We start from the raw sequence: 23840 nt of genomic DNA on the forward strand, positions 1-23840 counted from the left end.
GTTAGTTTTTGGATTTTCTCCCATAGCTCTACTATCAAGGCTTCTTTTGCCTCGTTCGATAGCTGTTTTAGGTCGGGGAGTTTTTCCATTCCTTGATCTAATGTCTATCTTGTCTTCTTGTCAAGGGGGTTGAGCAATTACCGGCTTATTTAAACTTTCAATGGGCTGATGGCAGTTTTCTCACCCATCTTGATGAGTTATTGCAGTGGTTTTGTGGTGAGATTACCAATGAATTAAATTTAGAAGATAGGTTAGGAGAATATTGGAAAGGCGTTCTCGGCAGTAAAAATAAAAGCACCAAGTATTTCCAACGCTATCTATTATCTAACAGTGTTCAGCCTCTTGTTTTAGGGTTAGATGAAGTCGATCGCATTTTTCAGCATTCGGAAATAGCCACCGACTTCTTTGGATTATTACGAGCTTGGCACGAGCGGGGGAAAAATGAGGAAATTTGGAAAAAGCTAAGGTTAGTCATTTCTCACTCTCAAGAAGTTTATATTCCTCTCAATATTAATCAGTCGCCCTTTAACGTGGGATTGCCGATAGAGTTACCTGAACTCAATCAGAGACAGGTAACAGATTTAGTGAATCGACACCGATTAAAGTGGTCAAGTCAAGAGATTTGTGACCTGATGGAAATGGTGGGTGGTCATCCTTATTTAGTGCGAGTTGCTCTCTACCAAATTGCCAGGGGGAGAATTACCTTAGAGCGCTTGCTAGAAGTCGCTCCTACTGAAGAAAGCCCTTACTACGATCATTTACGACGGCATTTAGTTAACTTGGAAACAGATGCAGAACTAGCAGCAACAATTAGACAAGTGATTAACAGCGAACAACCTGTAGAGATTCACACCGGAGAGGCTTTTAAATTGCGAAGCATGGGGTTGATCAAATTTCAGGGAAATGCTGTCATGCCATTGTGTGGTTTGTACCGTCAATATTTTCGCCATCGCCTAGCCTCTCCCCAAGCGAATCTGACTCCTGTGCAACAAACTAATAACCAATCAAGCTTGCACGTAGAGAGTAATTTAGCAGCTATTATTTTTTCGGATGTAGTTAATTCCACCGCTTTATCAGTTGCCAACCAAAAGCTGACACTAGAATTAGTGAATCGAGATTTCAACATCATCCGAGGCATCTGCGCTAAACATCAAGGCAAAGTCCTTAAAGAAATGGGCGATGGTTTATTAATTTGCTTTCCCGAAAGTGCGGTAAAAGCAGTTGCCTGTGCGTTAGAAATACAACGAAATTTCGCCGAAGCTGCTACAAGCTTACCTCCGAGTCATGTCCTCCAACACCGGATTGGTATTCACTTGGGGGAAATATTCTCTATTAATAATGATATCAGGGGGGCTGGTGTAAATTTAGCTGCTCGTTTAGAAGGGAAAGCACAGCCAGGAGGAATCTGTATTTCTGAAACAGTTTATCAAGTCGTTAAAACCCATTTATCTTTAAATGTGATTGACTTAGGAATGCAACAGTTAAAAGGAATTCCTGAACCTGTACGACTGTACAAATTGATTGTTTGATTCTCTGATTTTTATATATAAATTAACAATGACCTATGAAAGATTATCAATATCAAGTTGGAGGGAGCCTGCCAGCCAACGCCCCAACTTATGTTACGAGAAAGGCGGATCAAGAACTTTATCAAGCTTTAAAAGCCGGAGAATTTTGCTATGTTCTTAATTCCCGACAAATGGGAAAATCATCTCTGCGAGTGCGGACAATGCAGCGGTTACAAGCAGAGGGAATCGCCTGTAGTAGCATTGATATCACAGAAATTGGCACCTCAGATATTACGCCAGAAGAGTGGTATGCAGGCGTGATTGATAGCATCGTCAGCCGATTAGATTTGTATGACATTTTTGATTTAGATGAATGGTGGGAGCAGAACAGCTTACTATCGAATGTTAAACGATTTAGTAAGTTTATTGAACAAGTATTACTCAAGAACATCTCAGGGAACATAGTAATTTTTGTCGATGAATCGGACAGCTTAATTAGCTTAAATTTTAAAATAGAAGATTTTTTTGCTGTGATTCGTGATTGCTATAATAATCGAGCCGACAAACCCGACTATGGTCGATTAACATTTACGATGTTAGGGGTAGCAACTCCCTCAGATTTAATTCAAGACAAGCGACGTACTCCGTTTAATATTGGTCGAGGGATAGAGTTAACAGGGTTTCAATTAGCAGAAGCCCAACCTTTGGCAGTTGGATTAGAAACTCAAGGAAAAAATTCGCAAGCATTATTAGAAGCAATCTTATATTGGACGGGTGGACAGCCATTTTTAACACAAAAACTTTGTAAGTTACTGCTCGATACTGCCAACTCTAAACCCATTCAAAATCCCGCTGAGTGGGTAGAAAAATTAGTCCGAGAAAAAGTGATTGATAATTGGGAAGGACAGGATGAACCGGAACACTTGAAGACGATTCGCGATCGCATTTTACGCAGCGAACAGCGTGCCAGTAGGTTATTGGGACTATATCAGCAAATTTTGCAGCACAAGGAAATAGCAACTGATGATAGTCCCGAAAAAATGGAACTACGATTAACTGGATTGGTGGTTAAACAGTCTGGTAAACTTAAAGTTTATAACCGAATTTATGAATCGGTTTTTAACCTTGATTGGGTGGAAAAGCAATTAGCGAATCTCCGCCCTTATAGCGAAAGTTTTAAAGCTTGGATAGAGTCTGATTGCCAAGATGAATCGCGACTGTTGCGGGGCCAAGCCTTGCAAGATGCTCAAACTTGGGCCGCAGATAAAAGTTTGAGCGATTTGGATTATCAGTTTTTAAATGCCAGTCGGGAAGTCCAACAACGAGAAGTTGAACGAGAGTTAGAAGCCCAGAGACAAGCGAATAAAATTTTGACTCAAGCGAATCAGACGCTAATTAAAGCAGAGCAATTGGCCACCTATAAAGTCACTCAAGCCCAGAATTTAGCAAATGTTATCCAGGAAACTGCTTTTTCTAATGAATCATTTCGTTCAGGACAGACAGTCCAAGCACTGTTGGAAGCATTAAAGGCAGGGCAAGCATTCAAACAACTAGATGCTTCAGCCGAGACGACAAAACATATTAGAGGACGAGTGATAGCTGCGCTGCAACAAGCAGTGTCCGCAGTAAAAGAGCGCAATCATTTGGAAGGGCATAACAATGTGGTCATTAGCGTCGCCGTTAGTCCAGATGGCAAAACCTTGGCTTCTGCAAGCTTTGACAACACCATCAAACTGTGGAACCTGCAAAGCCAAAAACCCATCGCTACCCTCACCGGGCATAGCAATCCGGTCTATAGCGTTGCCTTTAGTCCCGATGGCAAGACATTGGCTTCTGCAAGCAGTGACAAAACCATCAAACTGTGGAACCTCGAAAGCCAAAAAGAACTCACAACCCTCACCGGGCATAGCCGTTCGGTCTGGAGCGTCGCTTTTAGTCCCGATGGCTTGATTTTGGCTTCTGCAAGCGGTGACAAAACCATCAAACTGTGGAACCTGGAAAGCCAAAAAGAACTCACAACCCTCACCGGGCATAGCAGTTATATCAGAAGCGTCGCCTTTAGTCCCGATGGCAAGACATTGGCTTCTGCAAGCTATGACAACACCATCAAACTGTGGAACCTGGAAAGCCAAAAAGAACTCACAACCCTCATTGGCCATTGCGATTTGGTCAATAGCGTCGCTTTTAGTCCCGATGGCTTGATTTTGGCTTCTGCAAGCCATGACAAGACAATCAAACTGTGGAACCTCGAAAGCCAAAAAGAACTCACAACCCTCACTGGGCATAGCAGTTTGGTCAATAGCGTCGCCTTTAGTTCCGATGGCAAAACTTTGGCTTCTGCAAGCTTTGACAAAACCATCAAACTGTGGCATCTCGAAAGCCAAAAAGAACTCACAACCCTTACCGGGCATAGCAGTTATGTCAGAAGCGTCGCTTTTAGTCCCGATGGCAAGACATTGGCTTCTGCAAGCGATGACAACACCATCAAACTGTGGAACCTCGAAAGCCAAAAACCCATCGCTACCCTCACCGGGCATAGCAGTTATATCAGAAGCGTGGCCTTTAGTCCCGATGGCAAGACATTGGCTTCTGCAAGCTATGACAACACCATCAAACTGTGGAACCTCGAAAGCCAAAAACCCATCGCCACCCTCACTGGCCATTGCGATTTGGTCAATAGCGTCGCTTTTAGTCCCGATGGCTTGATTTTGGCTTCTGCAAGCGATGACAAAACCATCAAACTGTGGCACCTGGAAACCCAAAAACCCATTGCTACACTCACCGGGAATAGCAATCCGGTCAATAGCGTCGTGTTTAGCCCTGATGGCAAGACATTGGCTTCTGCAAGCAGTGACACCACCATCAAACTGTGGCATCTCGAAAGCCAAAAACCCATCGTTACCCTCACCGGGCATAGCAGTTATGTCAGAAGCGTCGCTTTTAGTCCAGATGGCTTGATTTTGTCTTCTGCAAGCAGTGACAACACCATCAAACTGTGGAACCTGCAAACCCAAAAACCCCTCGCTACCCTCACCGAGCATCAAGGTTCAGTCTGGAGCGTCGCTTTTAGTCCCGATGGCTTGACTTTGGCTTCTGCAAGCGGTGACAACACCATCAAACTGTGGCACCTGCAAAGCCAAAAACCTCTCGCTACCCTCACCGGGCATAGTAGTTGGGTCAATAGCGTCGCTTTTAGTCCCGATGGCTTGACTTTGGCTTCTGCAAGCGGTGACAACACCATCAAACTGTGGCACCTGCAAAGCCAAAAACCCCTCGCTACCCTCACCGGGCATCAAGGTTTGGTCTGGAGCGTCGCCTTTAGTCCAGATGGCTTGGCTTTGGCTTCTGGAAGCAGTGACAACACCATCAAACTGTGGGTTTGGGATTTCGATAAACTAATGGCATTCGGTTCCAATTGGATCGACGATTATCTCAGAACAAACCCGAAAGTGACAGCAGAGGATAAACAGATGTCTGCTGATTACCTCAGTCAACAGTCAATCAAATAGGACTTAGGCAAAAACCGCCAGCCAGCCAGATGCACGACATACATTTTTTTACCACCACTTCCATTTTTTCCGTTGTACATTCCTCACTCGCATCAGTCACAACCCTAATATTTCGCTGCGGCGAATCTTCCTCCACAACCGACACCAGCATCAATCAGATTATTAAATCTTTCTGTTGAATTTTCACTTTTGTAGTTAGTCGAGGTTTGGGGAGTTCAAAATGCGGTAGGTGCTAACTCTGAGGAATATTACACTGATGTCCCTTTGAATAGAAAGTGTAAAACTCCTGGAGTGCTGACATTTGTTCTCTCAATCTACATATCTCCACATCCAAAGGAGGGAGTAGTTTCTCAAGGTGGCGAACCTCACTAAACCACAGTCGTAACTCGGGTTTGAGAGTTGCATAGAGCGTTTCGGGGCACGACAGTAATATTGCTGTTATTATCTCTGCGACGAATGGCTGTTGCAGCCACTTCCCTACAACAGACATTGCATCCCCGTCATCGATTGACAAGCATTGGTGAACAATATCAAACAGTGAATTTAACTCAATAGCTGCCCGTAATTTCTCAAGTGTCTCTGCCGTCTCTGAGGAGGTATTCACCATAGTTGTGAATTCAACAGGCCAATGGTGCAGAATGGTACTGACACATGAAGCAATTGAATCAGGTTGCTCTTTTCTCACAATGCCGGGGAGTATTTGTGTAAAGTAAGGAGCAACACTACGCCACTGATGTAAATCATAAGTAACATGAAAAAAGGTTTCTGGCAACCTTTCACTCTTGTGCAATAAAATATAACCTCGACATTGATTAGTGACCAGATCGACCGGTTCAAATGCTTGCCATAACAAAGGCAGAGAAACCCAGTGAGGTGGATATTTGAAACGGGCAACATCCAGCAGAAGAACTAGATCCCGCTTTGGATGATAGCCACCAATTGGTGAAAAGTGACCATCACCCGTTTGTCCCAATACCTTTCGGCTGTAGGAAACAACTAGATGAATATCACCTGACGCCGTAGTCACTTTCTCAACTGCTTGCCGAAAGTTTTCCAAGCTGCTTTGGTGGTAACGATTAGGTTTTACAACAGCACCGTTGCAACGTGCTATACAGACAAACTCATCAAAGGTGATACCGTTTTCTTTAATGACTGAAAGAGGTAAGCAACAGTCTAAAAATTCCTCTCCATACCATCTCCACACCCCTTTCCAAAGGCGACCCGGATCGATGGATAAGGCATTAAGAACCACAACTAAACTACCCAATCCACAAAAAGCCGGTTCTGCTTGGGTATGAAACTGTTCCGCTAGAGCAAAATACCCTTCCATACCTCCCAATGCCAACGCTTCTCGAAATATTTGCTTTCCCTCTACAGAGGAAAAGGCAATAGCAGAATCGGGGAGTAAACGACGATAAAACCCTTGAGCAGACATTGAGTGTTTTAACCCTTATTGCTTATGGTGCTAATAAATATTATGCAACATCGTCACATTGATAATGATGAATGCACTTATTTACTATTTTTTCAATTTTAGCAATAAAACGCTGCGAAGGTTTGACTTTCGGGGTGCAAATTTAAAAAACGTGACCCTTTGCGACGGACGGCTAGACATCAAGCTGATGAAAAAATTCGGCAATTTACCACAGATTGAGCGGTAGAAAGCTCCGCTAAATCAAGCTTTTGTGAATAGCCTCAATCACGCGATCGATGTTTAAGAAAAGTCGGTTTAATAGTTGCAATCAATCAAATTTAAGCGGGTGATTTGGATTGGCACTGAGGTGGTCGATGATCGGGGGATTTATATTGATGTGGCTGATAACGACATGGCAATTAGCCAATATCTTACAGCGCCCATTTCTGCTCCCTTTTTAGTTAGCATAACCTGCTATCTCGTCAAGAATTACTCTCTAATATGGGATAAATGTAGAGCAGCAAAAAGGAGAGTCAAAGTATTTTGGGTAACCGGGTCAAGGTACTACATTTCGGATAGAACTTCCGCTGCGTCGCAGTTAATTAATAGTATTTACAGTTGGGTGGAGCGGGTTTTTTTAATTGTTGGTTTTAGTCTGAGATTGTTGGTGAAGCCGCCCCTATAGTGAATGCAAAATATTTGTCAACTGAGTTCGGCAATGAGCCGAGAATTGATTTCGCTGCTAATTTTGTACTCGCACTGCTGTTGCAGCGGACACTCGCCGCAGCGGGGGTTTCTTGCAGTGCAAACTGCCGCCCCAAAGTCCAGCATTCCTAAATTCCACGGCCCGACTTGCTGTTTGGGAGCAACTCGTTCTGCCGCTTCCCAAAGTTCGGGCGATCGCGATTTTACTTTACCGCCGTCAATCCCAAAAAAACGCTGCAAAATCCGAGCAACATTCGTATCGAGCACCGCTTTTGGCTGTCCGAAAGCATTAGCGCAAACCGATCGCGCAATGTACTTGCCAACTCCGGGAAGTTCCAGCAACTGAGCTTCCGTCCGGGGAACGTTTCCCTGATAATGTTCTAAGATAACCAGCACCGATTTCCGCAGCTTTTGCGCCCGAAAAAAAAGACCCAAAGGCTGCAACAAACTAGCAACTTCCTCCGCAGGCGCGGCCGCTAGATCGGAGAGAGTCGGATATCGATCGACAAATTCTTGATAAATCGGAGCCACTGTAGCGGCAGTAGTTTTTTGCAGCAGGAACTCAGCCACTAAAATCGCGTAGGGGTCGCAGGTACGCCGCCAAGGAAAATCCCGGAAATTCTGCTGGGCCCAAGTTTTCAGCCGGCGGCGGAACCACCGGACTTTGGCTGCATTCAAAGGCTTTGACCCAGGCTCGCAATCAGAATCAAAAACAACGGCATTTATTGCAGGCATTTGATTGGTACTTTGAGAAACTGTCAATTTTATATTTATATAATAGCAGATTTAAACAATGTTTGAACTTCTCTTTTTATGCTTTTTTTCTCTCGACATCAATAGCGTTCTCTGCGTTTAGTAAAAAAATATTATTAACCACCAGCCAGACCCGGAAACCGAGAAAAGATTGGGATTTCAAATATTTAAAAAATGTAAAATTTTGTATAGTAAATAACCGAAATTATAGAAAATAGACGATAGTTGATGTTCAAGAGATTTCAAGCCTCCACGAAAACAATTTTTAATCAGGTAATAAAATGGTAGTAGCAGCACCTGTTCAATCCGGCAGTCAGTCGATTTTTCAAACTCGCTACGACAACTTTATCGGCGGCAAGTGGGTGCCACCAGTGAAAGGGAAATACTCGGAAAACCTTTCTCCAATAACAGGAAAATCAATTTGTCAAATCCCCCGATCGAGCGCCGAGGATGTAGAATTGGCACTGGATGCCGCCCACGCTGCGAAAGAAAAGTGGGGTAAAACTTCCCCAGCCGATAGGGCGCGGGTTTTACACAAAATAGCCGATCGAATCGAAGAAAACCTCGATCGCCTCGCCATCGCCGAAACCTGGGACAACGGTAAACCAATTCGCGAAACCCGCCTCGCAGACATACCGCTGGCGATCGACCATTTCCGCTACTTCGCAAGCTGCATCCGATCTCAAGAAGGCTCGATCGGCGAACTCGACGGAACCACCGTCGCCTACCACTTCCACGAACCCCTAGGCGTCATCGGACAAATCATCCCCTGGAACTTCCCGATATTAATGGCCGCCTGGAAACTCGCCCCAGCCCTCGCCGCCGGCAACTGCGTCGTCCTCAAACCAGCAGGTCCCACCCCCGCCTCAATCTTGGTACTGATGGAAATCATCGCCGACTTAGTACCAGACGGCGCAATCAACGTCATAAACGGGCCAGGCGCCGAAATCGGCAAAACCCTCGCCACCAGTCCCCGGATTGCCAAAGTCGCCTTCACCGGCGAAACCACCACCGGCAGGCTAATCATGCAATACGCCTCCCAAAACGTCATCCCTGTCACCCTAGAACTAGGCGGCAAATCCCCCAACATTTTCTTTGAAGATATCTGCGCCCAAGATGATGAATTCCTCGACAAAGCAGTCGAAGGATTAGTCATGTTTGCGTTCAATCAAGGCGAAGTGTGCACCTGTCCCTCCCGCGCCTTAATTCAGGAGTCAATCTACGATCGATTCATGGAAAGGGCGATCGATCGCATCCGCCAAATCAAACAAGACAACCCCTTAGATCCGACAACCGCCCTCGGCGCGCAAGTCTCCATCAACCAGATGGAAAAAATCGCCGAATACGTCAAAATCGGTCACGCCGAAGGCGCAGAATGCCTGATTGGTGGCGAAAGAAACATCTTATCCGGCGACTTGCAAGACGGCTATTATTTCCAGCCAACAGTCTTCAAAGGAAACAACAAAATGCGAATTTTCCAAGAAGAAATCTTTGGCCCAGTATTAGCAGTCACCACCTTCAAAGACGAAGCCGAAGCATTAGAAATTGCCAACGATACTCTCTACGGTTTAGGTGCAGGAGTTTGGACTCGCGACATCAACACCGCCTACCGCATGGGCCGCGCCGTTCAAGCAGGCCGCGTGTGGACAAACTGCTATCACCTCTATCCGGCCCACGCAGCATTCGGCGGCTACAAATCGTCTGGTATCGGTCGCGAAAATCACAAAATGATGTTGGATCACTACCAGCAAACTAAGAATTTGTTGGTAAGTTACAGCCCCAAAGCTTTAGGCTTTTTCTAAGATTTGAGTCATTGGGAAGGAAACAGGAAGAAGGACAAACTTCAATGATTAGTTAACTCCTTCTTTCTCTCTTTCCTCTCCTTCTCTGCGCCCTCTGCACCCTCTGCGCCCTCTGCGGTTGATAAAAAAAAAATCTCATTCAAAAACGAAATAAAATTGCTACACAAAGAGACTGCAATGGAAACGACCGCAAAAGTCACCGCAACAGAAGCCGCTTTAAAATTAATTAACCATCTCAAAACTCAACACGGACAATTGATGTTTCACCAATCCGGCGGTTGCTGCGACGGTAGTTCCCCCATGTGCTATCCCAACGGGGAATTGATAATCGGTGATGGTGACGTATTACTCGGCGAAATAGGCGGTTGTCCCTTTTATATTGCAGCGCAGCAATACAAATATTGGCAGCACACGCAGTTAATTATAGACGTGGCATCGGGGCCCGGAGGCAGCGATTTTTCCCTGGAAGGGCCGGATGGAGAGCGTTTTATTACTCGTTCTCGCTTGTTTGTTAAGGCTGATTAACTCTGTTTATCCTTAACTTGCCTGCAGTTTCTCTAAAAACATGAATTTGCTTAAGCCTGAAACCCGGTTTCTTTCATGGGAGCGAAAAAACCTATTTTTATTTAAGTTTTTATCTAAGTTTCTCGCGTGGGCTAACGACGACCAATTTTCTGATGAGGGCAAACGCATCTTATTTTTAGAATACTTGCTGGACAAAGGTTTCAGCCATTATTTGAGTTTGGTTGCCCAAAATTAAACCCCTGATAGCGTAAAGCTTTCAGAATTTAGATGCGTTTGCCCTGGTGTACGAGCATTCCTGAGAGTTCATTTTCCTGATAGGTGACGGGTTCCGAATTGAGGACATCGCCGCGGAGGTTGCGAAACTCGAATAATTTAACCGGAGCGCCTGAGTTAATAATAATTTTCTGGCTAATTTGAGGGTTTCCTTGATGCAGCGCTTCCATACCTGCTTGCAGGCTCAGGATACCACAGCCATCGGTGCGCGGATGGGGTGCTTTTTCAAACAAGTCAACTTGAAACCCTTATTGAATGAGCGGGATTGCCAGATAAGCTCCTGATGTTCCTGCGCCGATAATACCTATCCTACTCTGGGACGAAACCATTTGTGCTTTTCCAGATTTAAGATTGCCGATCGGTTCTCAACTACTATTTTAATTAAGGGAAATCCAATTGGGGCGATCGCCCTATTGCGGATTGAGCTTTTGTTGATAGCGACAGGTTTCACGCTGCCGCTAAAATCAGTATCTGAGCCGGTGCAGGATTAATTATTAATTGGCGACTTCAAAATTTCTGCACTCAAAAATTCAGCATACTTTAAGCTTGAGTATTTTTAATTAGAGCCAATTCAATTTTGTCACCAGCCTTTTGAGTCACTTGTGCGCGCAAACCTGGCCCAAAAAAAGTAGCTATTTTGTCTTGCTTTTCTTCCCATAAGTCGATCGGCAGTAGCGGTGAATAAAACTCTAAAATTAACCCATAAGCACCGTCAATATCAACTTCCCGCAACCCTTGCAGGAGGGGCCGTTCCTCGTCTGTCGGGGCCAGGCCCAAGCGCTCCAAAGCATCATCTAAGTGCGCGGGTTGGCCGTAGCGAAATCGAGTGACATCTTTGCGGACTTGGTTTTGAGTATCTGTGGCCTGACTTTCTCGCAGCAGGAGAACTTCAGCAGAGGTAGGTTCGGTGAAATCCACTGGTTCGAGTTCGGCCGCTTTCAAGGCCAAACCTCCCAGCAACAGCGGAATTCCATAAAAAAAACCGGCTAGGTTCAGGGTAGGCCTGTCTGTGAAGTAGGCTCCGAAACCGACTGCTGCTATAATACCGCCAACAACTAAGGCTAGGTTTGCTAAAGAAATTTTGCGTAACATATTAGTGAGGTACTTAGCGGGAATCAACAATATACTTTAATTATTATCTGTCAAAAAGTCTTGAATAAATTTAGTTTTTTTGCCAAAAGACCTGCAAAAACTGCTAGCATCTATGAGCGCGGGAGCGGTGTGCATCCACAGTCTTGTTTCTAGCTTCAGAAGCTTATCCAGCCGGACTCGCCCGGGCGCGCCATCGGTAAATATCCGTGTTAATTGCGCGGCGTTGGTTCCAGAAGGCAATCGAGATCGGCAGTATCATCAAAGTATACAGAGTGGCGATCGCGATCAACACTCTTGCCCTTTCAACCATTTTTCGGACATGATTAAAGACGAAGACAAACAAACTGCTGGAGCAAACAAGGCGGTTCTGGAGCAGATTAACTCGCTCAAACGTGAAGATGAAAGGCTTTATAATATCTTAGCGATCGATGTCTGGGCCCTAGCCAAGACGATGGATGAATATCAACCGGGATTTTGGGCTGCTTTTATGAAAAACCGGGAGAAGGCCCTGAAGCGATTTTTAGCGGGAATGATGAAAAATAAACCCGCAGATACCAAACGTCCGCCTTTTTTACGCTAAAATGTGGCTGAAGTTTGGCTGAAGTTTTGATGTACAATCAAACTATAACACAGACCCAAAAACCATGAGCAGGTTCATCACTTCCCATATAAAAACAGTGAAGGATTTGCCCACAAAGGTAGGTCGGTGAATTAAGAATCTCCGTCTGTTCGCAGAGGGGAATGTCAAATATTTTTGTTAATACTAGCAAAGGCAAAAAACCATGGATGCACAAACAATCAAAGAGCGCGTAGCAGAGATCGAAGTCAAGCGCGAATCCCTCGTGCGGCTGTTAGATCGATCGGACTTGGGAGCCCTGAGAATAGATGTGAGTCAGGCGATCGAAGAAATTGACGATCTCTTAGAAGAATTCAAGCGTACTTTTAACAGTTAAGTAGTCAGTAGTCAGTAGGCAGTTGACAGTTGTCGGCTAAGCTGTCGCGCATTTAATTTTCCTAGTTATGTTTACTAAAAACTTTGTGGGGTGGGAATCTTGCCCGCCCTAAAAGCCAAAATTAAATGCAATACAGCTTGATAGCTAACAATAACGGACAACAGCTAACGGCAAGTTTGACTAATGACAACTGTCAACAATCAACTGTCAACAATCAACTGCCAACTGTCAAGTGACTAATTCATCACCATATCCATCAAAATTTGCTGAGAACTAACTTCCGGGCAATTAGCAGGCGGCCGTCGCTGAGAGTAGTGTCCGGACGGCTGCAAATCCCAAGCTTGGCGGTTGTCAGCCAGCATGACCCCCAAAATTTCTTGCAATTCCTTAGCAATTGTCGGGTCTTCCACCTGAACGATCGCCTCAACCCGTCTGGTGAGATTGCGCTGCATCCAGTCAGCAGAACCAATATACACCTCTTCGTCGCCACCGTTGAAAAAATAAAACATCCGAGAATGCTCTAAAAAGCGACCGATAATACTGATAACTCTGATATTTTCGCTAACACCCTCAACGCCGGGACGCAAACAGCAAATCCCCCGAATAATCAAATCAATTTTAACTCCCGCTTGCGAAGCTTCGTACAAAGCAACAATGATTTGAGGGTCAACTAAAGCGTTCATTTTAGCGACAATGCGGCCACAGCTACCGATGCCGCCTTCGGCCTGCAAGCGGCAGAATTCTGCCTCGCGGCGGATTAAAGCTAAAAATCGATCGCGCATATTGACCGGTGCCACCAATAATTTGCGATAAGATACCTGCCGCGAATAACCAGTCAAATAATTAAACAAATCCGTCAAATCCGAACCCAAATCCTCGCGACAACTCAACAAACCCACATCGGTATACAGTCCGGCTGTTTTGGGATTGTAATTGCCGGTGCCGATGTGGACGTAGCGGCGGATGTAATCGTCCTCGCGACGCACTACCATCACAATCTTGGTGTGGGTTTTGAGTCCCACCAAACCGTAAACTACGTGGACTCCCGCTTGTTCTAACTTGCGAGCCCAATTAATATTATTTTCTTCGTCAAACCTAGCTTTGAGCTCTACTAAAACCGCTACCTGCTTGCCGTTTTCCGCTGCTTGAATTAAGGCGCTGACGATCGGCGAATCTCCAGAAGTGCGGTATAAAGTCATCTTAATCGCTAACACGGAGCGATCGTGCGCCGCCTCAGTAATAAACCGCTGTACCGTCGCCGCAAACGAGTGATAAGGATGGTGCAGCATCAAATCCCCCTGGCGGATGACGGTGAAAATATCCTCGCCCTCCTCAGCATCCAACATCAATTTGCCTAAAATCATTGGTGATTCCGAGTTCCGCAAACGGGGCGGCACAACCGGAGTCCAAGGCGGGTCTTTCAGTTCCGGCACCGGCAGCCCCACAAAAGACATCAAATCCTTGAGCCCTAGCAGCCCCTCTACGACGTAAACATCTTGCTCACCGAGATCCAGCTCCTCCATCAGCATATCTCGCAGCGCAGGCGGCATAATCGCTTGAATTTCCATCCGCACCGCAGAACCTCCAAATCGGCGCTTGCGGAGTTCCTGTTCTATAGCCAGCAGCAAATCCTCCGCCTCATCTTCCTCCACCGTCAAATCGGAATTGCGAGTAATGCGGAACGGGTGATATTCCTGAATGTCCATCCCCGGAAACAAAGCTTCTAAATTGTGGGCAATCACCTGTTCTAGGGGCACGCCAGTCCAAACAGGAGATTTGCCTCTCTGCTGCCACTGCAAATCCCCCGGTAGTGGCAAAAACCTGGGCAAAACCTGCGGTACTTTGACGCGGGCAAACAATTCTTCGCGCGTGTCGGGGTCTCTGACTACTACTGCTAAATTGAGGCTGAGATTGGAAAGGTAGGGGAATGGGTGGCTGGGGTCAACGGCTAGGGGAGTGAGTACGGGAAATACTTGTTCTTTGAAGTAGCGGTGCAAGTAATTGCGCTGTTCTTGATTGAGGTCAATGTAGTCGAGAATGTAGATTTCGCTTGCTGCTAGTTTCGGGCGCAGGGTTTGCTCAAAATACGAGTGCTGCTGAGTAACCATCGGCAAAAGCCGCTTGTTCAGGGCATCTAGCTGTTGTTGGGGCGTGCGGCCGTCGGAGGTTAATTTGCTGACTTTTGCGTGTACTTGTTGTTTGAGGGCGCCCACGCGCACCATAAAATATTCGTCTAGGTTGGAGCTAAAAATAGCGAGAAATTTGAGTCTTTCTAGGAGGGGCGTGCGGGGGTCGAGGGCTTCGTGGAGCACGCGGTTGTTGAATTCTAGCCAGCTTTGTTCTCGGTTGAAGTAGTATTGGGGGTCGCTGAGGTTGATTTCAGTGTAGGTTTTGGGGGGGGTCTTTTTTGGCTTGGGCATGGTTTGAGGGAGTCTTTGGGAGGCTCTGTTGATCGCATCTGTGAATTAGTATCGCAGGTTAAACTATTTGTTCGCATCTGCTTTTGGTCGATCGCACGTTTTTGTAATACCTGTAGGGAAACGGCATTGCCGTGTCCGGCCCCTGGATCTGCGACTTATCCCCTCGCCCCAATCCAATTCTGTACCGCATTCAGCAAATCCTCTTGATTTGGCGGAAAACCTGTTAACGGCAATTCCAGCGGTGGGTTAAGCGTGCCATGCTTGATAAAAGTCGGGGTAAGTCATATTTTCGGCACAATTCCAGATGACTCCGTAGCACTTCTCATTGCGACCAAAATTATTTTTGTAGATTTCGGAAGTTAGGCATTTTTTTAAACCTGAAACTGCGGTAGCGAAATGTTTACCTGTGATAATTTTCCCTAAGCAACCTGCTGGGTCATACATGGTATCTTCAGGACGTGACTTGCGGATTAACTCTACTAAGGCGGCGATCGCAACTGAGTTACCTATGTCTATTTCCCCTAAGCTAGATGCCGCTACACACCGGGTATCGAGTTCCCGTGAATTGCGGATTAACTCCTGTAAAGCGGAAATAACTTCGGGGTAATCTTTCCCTATTGCCCCTAAGATTAATGCCGCGCTCCTCCGGGTATATTCATCACCAGAATTGCAGATTAACTCGACTAAACCGAATATCGCCACTTGCTGATCTTTGCCTATTGTCCATAAACTATTGCTCTCTACAAAAGAATCGTCGTGACAAGTACCGATTAACTCGACTAAAGTAGAAATCGCAAGTTGCTGCTCTTTGCCTATTTTCCCTAGACTATTTGCAGCTCGCCAGCGGGTACTTTCATTCTGAGAAGTACGGATTAACTCGACTAAAGCGGAGATTGCTTCTGGGCTATCTTTACCTATTTTCCCTAAACTTGCTGCCGCTTGCCGCCGAGTAACTTCATTCTCAGAAGTACGGATTAACTCGACTAAAGCGGAGATTGCTTCTGGGCTATCTTTGCCGATTTTCCCCAAGCTTTCTGCTGCTTGCCGTCGAGTCTCTTCATTCTGAGAAGTACGGATTAAATCGACTAAAGCGGAGATTGCTTCTGGACTATCTTTACCGATTTCCCCCAAGCTTCCTGCCGCTAAACGCCGAGTAAATTCATCACCTGAATTGCGGATTAAATCGACTAAAATGGAAATTGCTTCTGGGCTATCTTTGCCTATTTTGTTTAAACTTGCTGCTGCTGATGACTGGGTTCTTTTATTGTTTGAATTGCGGATTAACTCGCCTAAAGCTGAAATCGCTACTGTGTTACCTTTGTCTATTTTTCCCAAACATTCTGCGGCTCGCCATCGGGTAACTTGATTGCGGGAAGTGCTGATAAACTCGACTAAAGCAGCGATCGCAACAGGGTTATTTTTTCCGATACTTGCTAATCTTTCTGCCGCTTGATAACGATTATCTTTAGGACGGTAGTTGCGGATTGAATCCAATAAAGTTTCGATCGCTACCGGGTTATCTTTGTCTATCTTACCTAAAATTTCTGCCGCGAAGCATTGAGTAACTTTATTATCTGAAGTGCGGATTAACTCGACTAAAGCGGCAATCGCCACTGGGTTATTTTTGCCTATTTTTCCTAAGCTATATGCCAATATTATACAGGTAGGTACGTTATGCCGAGAGAAATGCGGGTAGAAATGGTTATCAACTGAATTGCGGATTAGTTCTACTAAAGCTGCGATCGCTTCTGGGCTATCTTTGCCTATTGTCCCCAAGCTATATGCCGATCGCTTCCAGGTGTTTTTCTCAACTGAAGTGTGAATTAACTCTGCTAAAGCGGAGATCGCTATAGGGCTATCTTTATCAATTTTACCCAAGATATCTGCCGCTTGCCACCGAGTAACTTCATCCTGAGAAGTATTGATTAATTCGACTAAAGCGGCGATCGTGTCTGGGCAATTTTTGCCAATTTCCCCCAAACTTCTTGTCGCTTCCCTCCGGGTATATTCATCACCTGAATTGCGGATTAACTCGATTAAAGCGGAGATAGCCCTTTGGCGATCTGTTTCTTTCAGAACTTCCCTTGCCCTCTCGACAATTGGATCTAGAAATGTCCGCCACTCCTGTTTTTGCTTATTAAAATAACCAAATTTCCACGTAACAATTTGCCGCACAATCTCATCAGCAAGACTACAATCTTTAAACTCAGCAATCCCCGCAGCCGCTAGAAAATAGGCCCGATATCCATAAAATTTATCCCACCCAACTTTAAACTTAACCAACGCTTTAATAAACGCTTCCTTCTCCTCCTTCCCTACATCCTCACGCCCAAACCACAGCAAAATCACCTCTTTCCACTGCTTCTCAAAAATGCGATACCTAGCATCAGGATGTTGCGGATTCTTAGGAATATGATTCAAGAAAAAGTGCCAATCCTCAACCGCCAACGCCGCAAAATATTCCTGAAACGTCGGATGGTAAAAAGCATAAATCCCCTCCGCTGTCTCCGCATCCCTCGCCACTAAATTCAGCCAACCCAAACGACAAGCTAACTCAAACTGCGATGCACCCATCACCCGATATGCCACACTTTCAGGCCACTGAAATCGATCCGTTTCATTTAACATCCCTGAAAGTGCCAATTTCCCCAAAGCCGCATTCAATTCCTGCTGCGGAATCCAATTCAGGCGCGGTTTTTTCCACTGATACAAAGTAGTCACAAACCGCTGATAAAGCTTAGCCTTAGTATCCGGTAAATCCCCATCCAACGACTGCCAAGTGCCGCACAATAACGAACATCTCAGGGGATTTTTCACTAAATCTCGAATTCGCTCATTTCCCGATGCTGCTAATGCTTCCCGTAGCTGTTGAGCGAGAACCCCCCCAGCCGAGGGCGGGCACGGTGGGGAGGGCGGGCACGGGGGCACCGCCCCTACATTGAGGGGATTTGTAGGGGTGGCGCCCCCGTGCCCGCCCCTGGGGGTTAGAAACCATTTATCGATAAACATTTCCACCTGTTCGGGATAGGAAAACTCCAGAGTGCGATAAGTATCAAAAGTATCCAACGCAGAGCCGATCGCATCCCAAACATTCTGCCGACAACTTAGCACAATTCGCGCCTTTTGAATGCAGCCGCCGGTTCTAATTTGCCGCTGAATTTCCGCCAAAGGATTGCCATCCCCCACCGCCATCTCATCCGCCCCATCCAACACCAACCACACGCGCTCAGCATTAAATTGTGCTACAAAGTCATCCTTAATTTCCGCCGTCGCCTCAGCCTTCCCAATTCTCTTAATAGCCGCCAACAGCCAATTATCAAATAAATACGGCTCTAATTCCTTCCCCTGCAAATCCGCCAAGGATACCCAAATTACAATGGCCTCGGAAATTTCAGCCGCTACCCAATTCGCAATCTGCCGCAACAGCGTTGTTTTCCCCGCCCCCGGTTCCCCAATAATTCCTAACCGCTTCCCATTGCTTTTAGGGCTACTTCCTTGCTGGATAACTTGCTCAAGAAACTCTCTGTGTTCAAACCCTTGAGTAATTTGTTTTTTCCGGTAAAAATTTAAACCTTCCTCAGCCCCAACATTTTCGCGTCGCTGAGTCACTTTCTGCAGTTCCACCAATCCCAGCGGCACATAAACATCATCTATTTCATGCTTGCCAAAAGTTAGCTGATTGCTACTAAGCCGCTGCTGTTCTTTCTCCACTAATATCTGCTGGCAAATAGCTTGCCAGTCAATCGGCCGATAAGCAAGGCGGCTGTTTTCAACTATCTCCTCAAGCAAAGCCTTTAGCTGTTCCATCAAAGCGTGAGTTTCTGCGGTTTGGGTATCATTCCCCGTTAAACTTTGCGCTGTAAAAATCTGGAACACCTTTTCATTGTCCTTGATTTCCTCGGCAAAGTATGCAGATACTAAGCTAAACAAATTTCCCTTTAATTTAGCTTGATAAAGTGTGACCTCACAATCTTTTAGTGCAATTTCCAGCAGTTTATTTTCAACTTCTTGAAAGCGATTTTGGCTTAACTCGTTTCGGAAGCTTAGCAGCAATTCTATCTCATCTAAACCTTCTATGGGAATACCAGAAGGGGCTGTTTCTTTGTTAACGTGCTTTAATTCAGATTTTAACTCCTTATTCTTCTTATCTAGCCATTCTAAATAAGGACGGTCTTGAGGCAAGTAAATCAGGAGTGCTTTAGAAGCCCTGCGAGACGGCTCAACCAATTCTTTATAACATTCTGAGGCGATTTGTTGCTGAGCTTTCAGGAAAGAACGTTTCAGCGCTTTTTCTAAATCGTAATTGACAATTTTACCGTTTCGTGATAGCTTTTTTACTTTCTTCAAACAGAGGTGCTTGACTGCATCATTGGCTTGAGCGCCCACTATCCCATCGAAAGCGACCTTGAGAAGACCTCCTAATAGCGCAGCTTCTAGCATTTGACGGTTCTCCTAATTTCAGGCTCCAAGCGGGTTATTTCAATGATAGGCGATCGACTTTGGTTGCGGGCGATCGACCTATGCTGAAATCATCACATCAAAACTTCGATCGTCACCTCAAAAGTCGATCGCTAAAACATTGAATTTAGGCAAAACGTTCAACTATTTTTCGAGGATTACCACGAAATCCTCAATCATCACATCAAAAGTTCGAGCCAGCTTGTGAACTGCTGCAAAGTCAACCATTGCCATCCCCTGAGAACGGGCATAATTGCTAATCGTACTGTAGCCTACGCCCGATCGCTCCGCAACTTCCTTGAGCGTCCATCCCTTCTCGGCAGCCAACTCTCGAACCCGCAATCTGACTAAGCCTTTGCTCATATTCACTATTTACAAAATTTTGGATTTAGTATAATATATCAAAAAGCGATCGCCCCCGGTCTGCAAACTAAAGACGATCGCCAGTTAAAATTAATCCCGACAGATAATTTCTGTCGATCGCATTTAGCAGAGATAGATTTAGCTACCACCACCAGATGCAACTACAATGATATCAGAAAATCAGTTAAGATCGTCAACGATCGGCGCATCAAAAATTATTCACAAATCGTCGATCGTCAATCCGCGATCGAGATTTGTCACTGAAGAAACAGTAGCACTCCTGTTCAACATCTCACCCGAACAGATATACCGGATCGATTGCTGCCACAACGTGGTGTACGTTCATGCCAAAGGCCTGAGTCGATTTGTCAGCTACGCCGATTTTCCCCCAATCTTAGAAGTAAAACCGCCCTGTGATCAAGATTTTGTCGCATGGTACAAACGCTGGAAACGGACACAAGCACCAGAATTTTGGACTAAATTCTATACGTATAACTTCAAAGCCGCTGTTTCAGTTGACAGCTTGCTTGAGTGGGGTAAATTAGTCGCTACAGTGAAATCGGTAATTTCTGCCTCAGCGCTGCAACAGCTACGAGATGTTTACGCTCAAGAAAAAACATTGATGGAAAATTTTTAAAGCAGTCGGGGCGAGTAAACCCGCGCTTGTTGGCCACCAGCAAGATAAATGTAAGGTGCGCTTCGGCGCACCCTACGAAATAGAGATTCTACTCAAAACTCTTCTTTACCTTCCAATCCCCACATATTGGAAACCCGACGCTTCTAAAGCCTTCTTGTCTAAGAAATTGCGGCCGTCAATCATCACCGGATGGTTCATCAACTTCGCCATTTTGTTGTAATCTAAATTGCGAAACTGTTCCCAGTCAGTCACCAACACCAAAGCATCGCAACCATCAGCCAGTCTTTCCGGGTCGGTTTCTACCAAAACTCCCGACAAACCGTGACGCATCCCAGTTTGAGAAACAATCGGATCGTAAGCTTTAACTTTCGCTCCCAACCGATTCAAACTATCGATTAAATTCAGCGCCGGGGCATCCCGCAAATCGTCAGTATCCGGCTTGAAAGTTAAACCCAAAAGTCCGACAGTTTTACCTTTGAGAATCTTCAAAACTTGCTGCAATTTTTCAATAGCAATCAACCGCTGGCGTTGGTTAACTTCCACTGCCGCTTTCAGCAAATGTGCCTCGTAGCCGTAATCGTCAGCAGTGTGAACTAAAGCCGAGACATCTTTGGGAAAACAAGAACCGCCCCAACCAATGCCAGCTTGCAGAAACTTGTTGCCAATCCGTGAATCTAAACCAATACCCCGGGCAACTTGACTAACATCTGCACCGACGCGATCGCAAATATTAGCAACTTCATTAATAAAGCTAATCTTCGTAGCCAAAAAAGCATTAGCTGCGTACTTAATCATCTCCGCTGAACTGATATCAGTCATCACCACAGGAACCTCTGGCAAAGACGGATTTTCTGCAAACTTGCGATCGACAATCGGCCGGTATAACTGTAGCATCATATCCATAGCCCGCCGAGAGTTGCTGCCGAGAACAATGCGATCGGGATTAAAAGTATCGAAAACAGCACAGCCCTCCCGCAAAAACTCCGGGTTGCTAACCACATCAAATGCCACACCAGTTTTTACTGCTACTTCCTCAGCAGTAACCCCGTCACCGCTTTGAGGTTTTTGACGTTCTGCTAAACCGTCTAGTACAATTCTTCGCACCCAATCCCCCGAACCGATCGGCACCGTTGATTTGTTTACGATTACTTTGTAATCGCCGTCGAGGTGAGCTCCAATTCCACGAGCAACCGCTTCCACGTAGCGAGTATCGCTTTCCCCAGTAGGCAATGGAGGCGTCCCCACCGCAATAAACAAAATATCCCCGTGAGACACTCCTGCTGCTAAATCCGAAGTAAATTCTAGATTGCCAGACGCAGATGCAGAGGACATTAATTCAGACAGTCCGGGTTCAAAAATAGGCGACTGTCCAGACTTCATTAATTTAACTTTTTCTTCGTTGTTGTCTACGCAAATCACGTGGTGGCCGATGTGGGCCAAACAAGTGCCGGTGACTAAGCCAACATATCCTGTACCGATGACGCAAACATGCATACAAATGTCCTCAAAGTTAGTAAAAAAATCAGATGGCAATCGGGAATTGGGAATTGGGAATTGGGGATTGGGAATTGGGAATTGGGAATTGGGAATAAGGAAGATTTCTTTCCTCCCCCACTCTCCCAGTCTCCCCTTCTCCCAGTCTCTACTTTTGGTTTCCCTCGATGCGATCGCGAAAATCCTTTATAGTCAACTCTAAACCTTGATCCAGTGGCACAGTTGGCTCCCACCCCAACCAATTTTTAGCACGAGTAATATCCGGTTGTCGCTGTTTTGGATCGTCTTCTGGCAGCGGTTTAAAGATAATTTCTGCCCCTGGATTAATGGTGTTTTGAATTTTTTGTGCCAGTTCCAATATAGTGTATTCGCCGGGATTCCCCAGATTCATCGGCCCGATTTGGTCGCTATTCATCAAACGAATGAATCCTTCCACCAAATCAGAAACGTAGCAAAAACTACGTGTTTGGGAACCGTCGCCGTATACAGTCAGTGGTTGATTCCGCAAAGCTTGAGCAATAAAATTGCTCACTACTCTGCCGTCATTTTCCAACATCCGGGGGCCGTAGGTATTGAAAATTCGGACAACTCGAATGTCTACCCCATTTTGACGGTGGTAATCAAAAGATAAGGTTTCAGCTACTCGCTTCCCTTCGTCATAACACGATCTGATCCCGATACAATTAACGTTGCCGCGATAATCTTCTGTTTGTGGATGTACGTCAGGATCTCCGTACACTTCGGAAGTGGAAGCGAGAAAGAATCTTGCTTTTACCCGTTTGGCCAATCCCAACATATTCATCGTGCCGATGACGTTTGTTTTAATTGTCTTGACAGGGTTGTACTGATAGTGTATGGGGGAAGCGGGACAAGCCAGATGGTAAATCTGATCTACCTCTAACCGAATCGGTTCCGTGATGTCGTGGCGGATCAGCTCAAAATACGGGTTGTCCAGCCATTTGAGGATATTGCGTTTAGTCCCGGTGTAAAAATTATCCAGGCAGACTACCTCATGTCCTTGGGCCATTAAGCGATCGATTAGGTGGGAACCGAGGAAACCCGCACCGCCTGTGACTAAAATTCTCATTGTGGAAACTGCCGTTCTGTTTAGGGGTAGGACTGGTATACAAAAATTCCGTCGCTCGAATGAAACTTACTAATAGAATAACAAAATAGCGATCGACAATGTAAAGACTTATGCGTCACTTTTATAGAATCTTTAATTAACTTAGCATTTTCAAATTATTTGAACAAAGTGCTATAATTCGCAAATGTCGGTAGCAGTTTTTATTTAAGTTTCAATATTTCCGAAAAAACACTGTTGACAATAGTTCTGTTATTTGTTACTTGTTAGTGATTATTTGATGACTTCGGTTGGAGGTTGGGCGATGCCCTAGGGGATAGCTGCGCTTTACGGGCTTGTTGGAAAAAACAAGGATCGATTTATCTCAAAAGCCATATAAGAGAAATTATGTCGATTTCGGGAAAAGAATGTCTACCACTTTCAACCCAGGGTTGCACTCGTTCAATTGGAATTTATAGAGATTGCAGCCAGAACTAAATCAGGTTGATTGTGTAGCCTTTAGTTTTACAGTTTCTCAAGAATCGAGCAAAGTTACGCGCAAAGTTGTCTCGAAGGCGAAATCAGTGCCAGAGTATGATAAAGTTCGCAATCTTTGTATCATTAAGCGTCCTGCGAGGATGGCGAGTGACTCTGGATTGAATGGGGACATCCCGGCCGCGATCGCATCTGCATTTACATATTCAAAACATTCTAAAAAATAAGGTAATAATCTCAGGTAAACTGTCGTTTTACCTGAACCGTTAGGACCGCTAATAATTTAAATATTTGGCATAATTGCGCTTCAATTTTTACTCATAGTCTTCTAGATAAAATTCAATATAGAGGTTATGGTGTGGCTTGAACGCAATCG

19 protein-coding genes and 1 pseudogene are annotated in these 23840 nt (G+C 45.4%); 9 read left to right on the plus strand and 11 right to left on the minus strand.

What is annotated here, in order from left to right:
- Window positions 1–155: 155 nt before the first annotated feature.
- The 3 genes and pseudogenes from NDI35_RS27345 to NDI35_RS27355 all read left to right on the plus strand — a co-directional run.
- A pseudogene (locus NDI35_RS27345) lies at window positions 156–935 on the plus strand (AAA-like domain-containing protein); the annotation flags it as partial.
- Window positions 912–1529: an adenylate/guanylate cyclase domain-containing protein gene (locus NDI35_RS27350; RefSeq protein ID WP_445315479.1), complete on the plus strand. Its 618-nt coding sequence runs from the start codon at window positions 912–914 to the stop codon at window positions 1527–1529. The pseudogene NDI35_RS27345 and the gene NDI35_RS27350, both read left to right, overlap by 24 nt.
- Before the next feature lie 35 nt (window positions 1530–1564).
- The gene (locus NDI35_RS27355) at window positions 1565–5017 is read left to right on the plus strand and encodes an AAA-like domain-containing protein (protein WP_445315453.1); all 3453 of its coding nucleotides are present in this window, start codon (window positions 1565–1567) and stop codon (window positions 5015–5017) included.
- A 232-nt stretch (window positions 5018–5249) separates the two neighbouring features.
- On the opposite strand, the gene NDI35_RS27360 is transcribed toward NDI35_RS27355, so the two are convergent.
- A complete protein-coding gene (locus NDI35_RS27360) occupies window positions 5250–6452 on the minus strand; it encodes a phytochelatin synthase family protein (protein WP_445315454.1) in 1203 nt (400 codons plus the stop codon).
- Window positions 6453–7133: 681 nt separating this feature from the next.
- Window positions 7134–7871: an iron-sulfur binding domain-containing protein gene (locus tag NDI35_RS27365; RefSeq protein WP_445315455.1), complete on the minus strand. Its 738-nt coding sequence runs from the start codon at window positions 7869–7871 to the stop codon at window positions 7134–7136.
- Window positions 7872–8170: 299 nt separating this feature from the next.
- On the opposite strand from NDI35_RS27365, the gene exaC reads away from it, so the two are divergent.
- On the plus strand, window positions 8171–9691 hold the full coding sequence (gene exaC, locus NDI35_RS27370) for an acetaldehyde dehydrogenase ExaC (protein ID WP_445315456.1): 1521 nt from the start codon (window positions 8171–8173) through the stop codon (window positions 9689–9691).
- 177 nt (window positions 9692–9868) lie between these two features.
- The gene (locus NDI35_RS27375; RefSeq protein WP_445315457.1) at window positions 9869–10216 is read left to right on the plus strand and encodes a DUF779 domain-containing protein; all 348 of its coding nucleotides are present in this window, start codon (window positions 9869–9871) and stop codon (window positions 10214–10216) included.
- Window positions 10217–10479: 263 nt separating this feature from the next.
- Here the strand turns inward: NDI35_RS27375 and NDI35_RS27380 are convergent, their stop codons facing one another.
- Window positions 10480–10722, minus strand: a complete 243-nt coding sequence (locus NDI35_RS27380; RefSeq protein WP_445315458.1) for a hypothetical protein — start codon at window positions 10720–10722, stop codon at window positions 10480–10482.
- Between the two features lie 96 nt (window positions 10723–10818).
- Here NDI35_RS27380 and NDI35_RS27385 point away from each other — a divergent pair, with 96 nt between their 5' ends.
- On the plus strand, window positions 10819–10980 hold the full coding sequence (locus NDI35_RS27385) for a hypothetical protein (protein ID WP_445315459.1): 162 nt from the start codon (window positions 10819–10821) through the stop codon (window positions 10978–10980).
- Between the two features lie 49 nt (window positions 10981–11029).
- Here NDI35_RS27385 and NDI35_RS27390 read toward each other — a convergent pair whose 3' ends face one another.
- Together NDI35_RS27390 and NDI35_RS27395 are read right to left on the minus strand one after the other, a co-directional pair.
- The gene (locus NDI35_RS27390; RefSeq protein WP_445315460.1) at window positions 11030–11581 is read right to left on the minus strand and encodes a DUF2854 domain-containing protein; all 552 of its coding nucleotides are present in this window, start codon (window positions 11579–11581) and stop codon (window positions 11030–11032) included.
- Between the two features lie 163 nt (window positions 11582–11744).
- Entirely contained in the window at window positions 11745–11891 is a 147-nt protein-coding gene (locus NDI35_RS27395) for a hypothetical protein (protein WP_445315461.1), read from the minus strand.
- Window positions 11892–11900: 9 nt separating this feature from the next.
- On the opposite strand from NDI35_RS27395, the gene NDI35_RS27400 reads away from it, so the two are divergent.
- Together NDI35_RS27400 and NDI35_RS27405 are read left to right on the plus strand one after the other, a co-directional pair.
- Window positions 11901–12161 (plus strand): hypothetical protein, encoded by a 261-nt coding sequence (locus NDI35_RS27400; RefSeq protein WP_006632500.1) that lies wholly within the window; start codon window positions 11901–11903, stop codon window positions 12159–12161.
- 202 nt (window positions 12162–12363) lie between these two features.
- Window positions 12364–12534 (plus strand): hypothetical protein, encoded by a 171-nt coding sequence (locus NDI35_RS27405; protein ID WP_333031883.1) that lies wholly within the window; start codon window positions 12364–12366, stop codon window positions 12532–12534.
- 236 nt (window positions 12535–12770) lie between these two features.
- Here the strand turns inward: NDI35_RS27405 and ppk1 are convergent, their stop codons facing one another.
- The 4 genes from ppk1 to NDI35_RS27425 form a co-directional block, all read right to left on the minus strand.
- On the minus strand, window positions 12771–14954 hold the full coding sequence (gene ppk1, locus NDI35_RS27410; RefSeq protein ID WP_445315462.1) for a polyphosphate kinase 1: 2184 nt from the start codon (window positions 14952–14954) through the stop codon (window positions 12771–12773).
- A 58-nt stretch (window positions 14955–15012) separates the two neighbouring features.
- Window positions 15013–15144 (minus strand): hypothetical protein, encoded by a 132-nt coding sequence (locus NDI35_RS27415; protein ID WP_445315463.1) that lies wholly within the window; start codon window positions 15142–15144, stop codon window positions 15013–15015.
- Between the two features lie 56 nt (window positions 15145–15200).
- The gene (locus NDI35_RS27420) at window positions 15201–19394 is read right to left on the minus strand and encodes a HEAT repeat domain-containing protein (protein WP_445315464.1); all 4194 of its coding nucleotides are present in this window, start codon (window positions 19392–19394) and stop codon (window positions 15201–15203) included.
- A gap of 162 nt (window positions 19395–19556) precedes the next feature.
- Window positions 19557–19775, minus strand: a complete 219-nt coding sequence (locus NDI35_RS27425) for a helix-turn-helix domain-containing protein (RefSeq protein ID WP_006632503.1) — start codon at window positions 19773–19775, stop codon at window positions 19557–19559.
- A gap of 166 nt (window positions 19776–19941) precedes the next feature.
- On the opposite strand from NDI35_RS27425, the gene NDI35_RS27430 reads away from it, so the two are divergent.
- A complete protein-coding gene (locus NDI35_RS27430; RefSeq protein WP_445315465.1) occupies window positions 19942–20412 on the plus strand; it encodes a hypothetical protein in 471 nt (156 codons plus the stop codon).
- Between the two features lie 105 nt (window positions 20413–20517).
- Here the strand turns inward: NDI35_RS27430 and NDI35_RS27435 are convergent, their stop codons facing one another.
- Both NDI35_RS27435 and NDI35_RS27440 read right to left on the minus strand, forming a co-directional pair.
- Entirely contained in the window at window positions 20518–21906 is a 1389-nt protein-coding gene (locus NDI35_RS27435; RefSeq protein WP_445315466.1) for a UDP-glucose dehydrogenase family protein, read from the minus strand.
- A 148-nt stretch (window positions 21907–22054) separates the two neighbouring features.
- A complete protein-coding gene (locus tag NDI35_RS27440; RefSeq protein WP_333038674.1) occupies window positions 22055–22993 on the minus strand; it encodes a UDP-glucuronic acid decarboxylase family protein in 939 nt (312 codons plus the stop codon).
- Window positions 22994–23840: the final 847 nt, after the last annotated feature.

The organism is Microcoleus vaginatus FACHB-2002 (genome assembly GCF_040004035.1).
Taxonomy (GTDB): domain Bacteria; phylum Cyanobacteriota; class Cyanobacteriia; order Cyanobacteriales; family Microcoleaceae; genus Microcoleus; species Microcoleus vaginatus_C.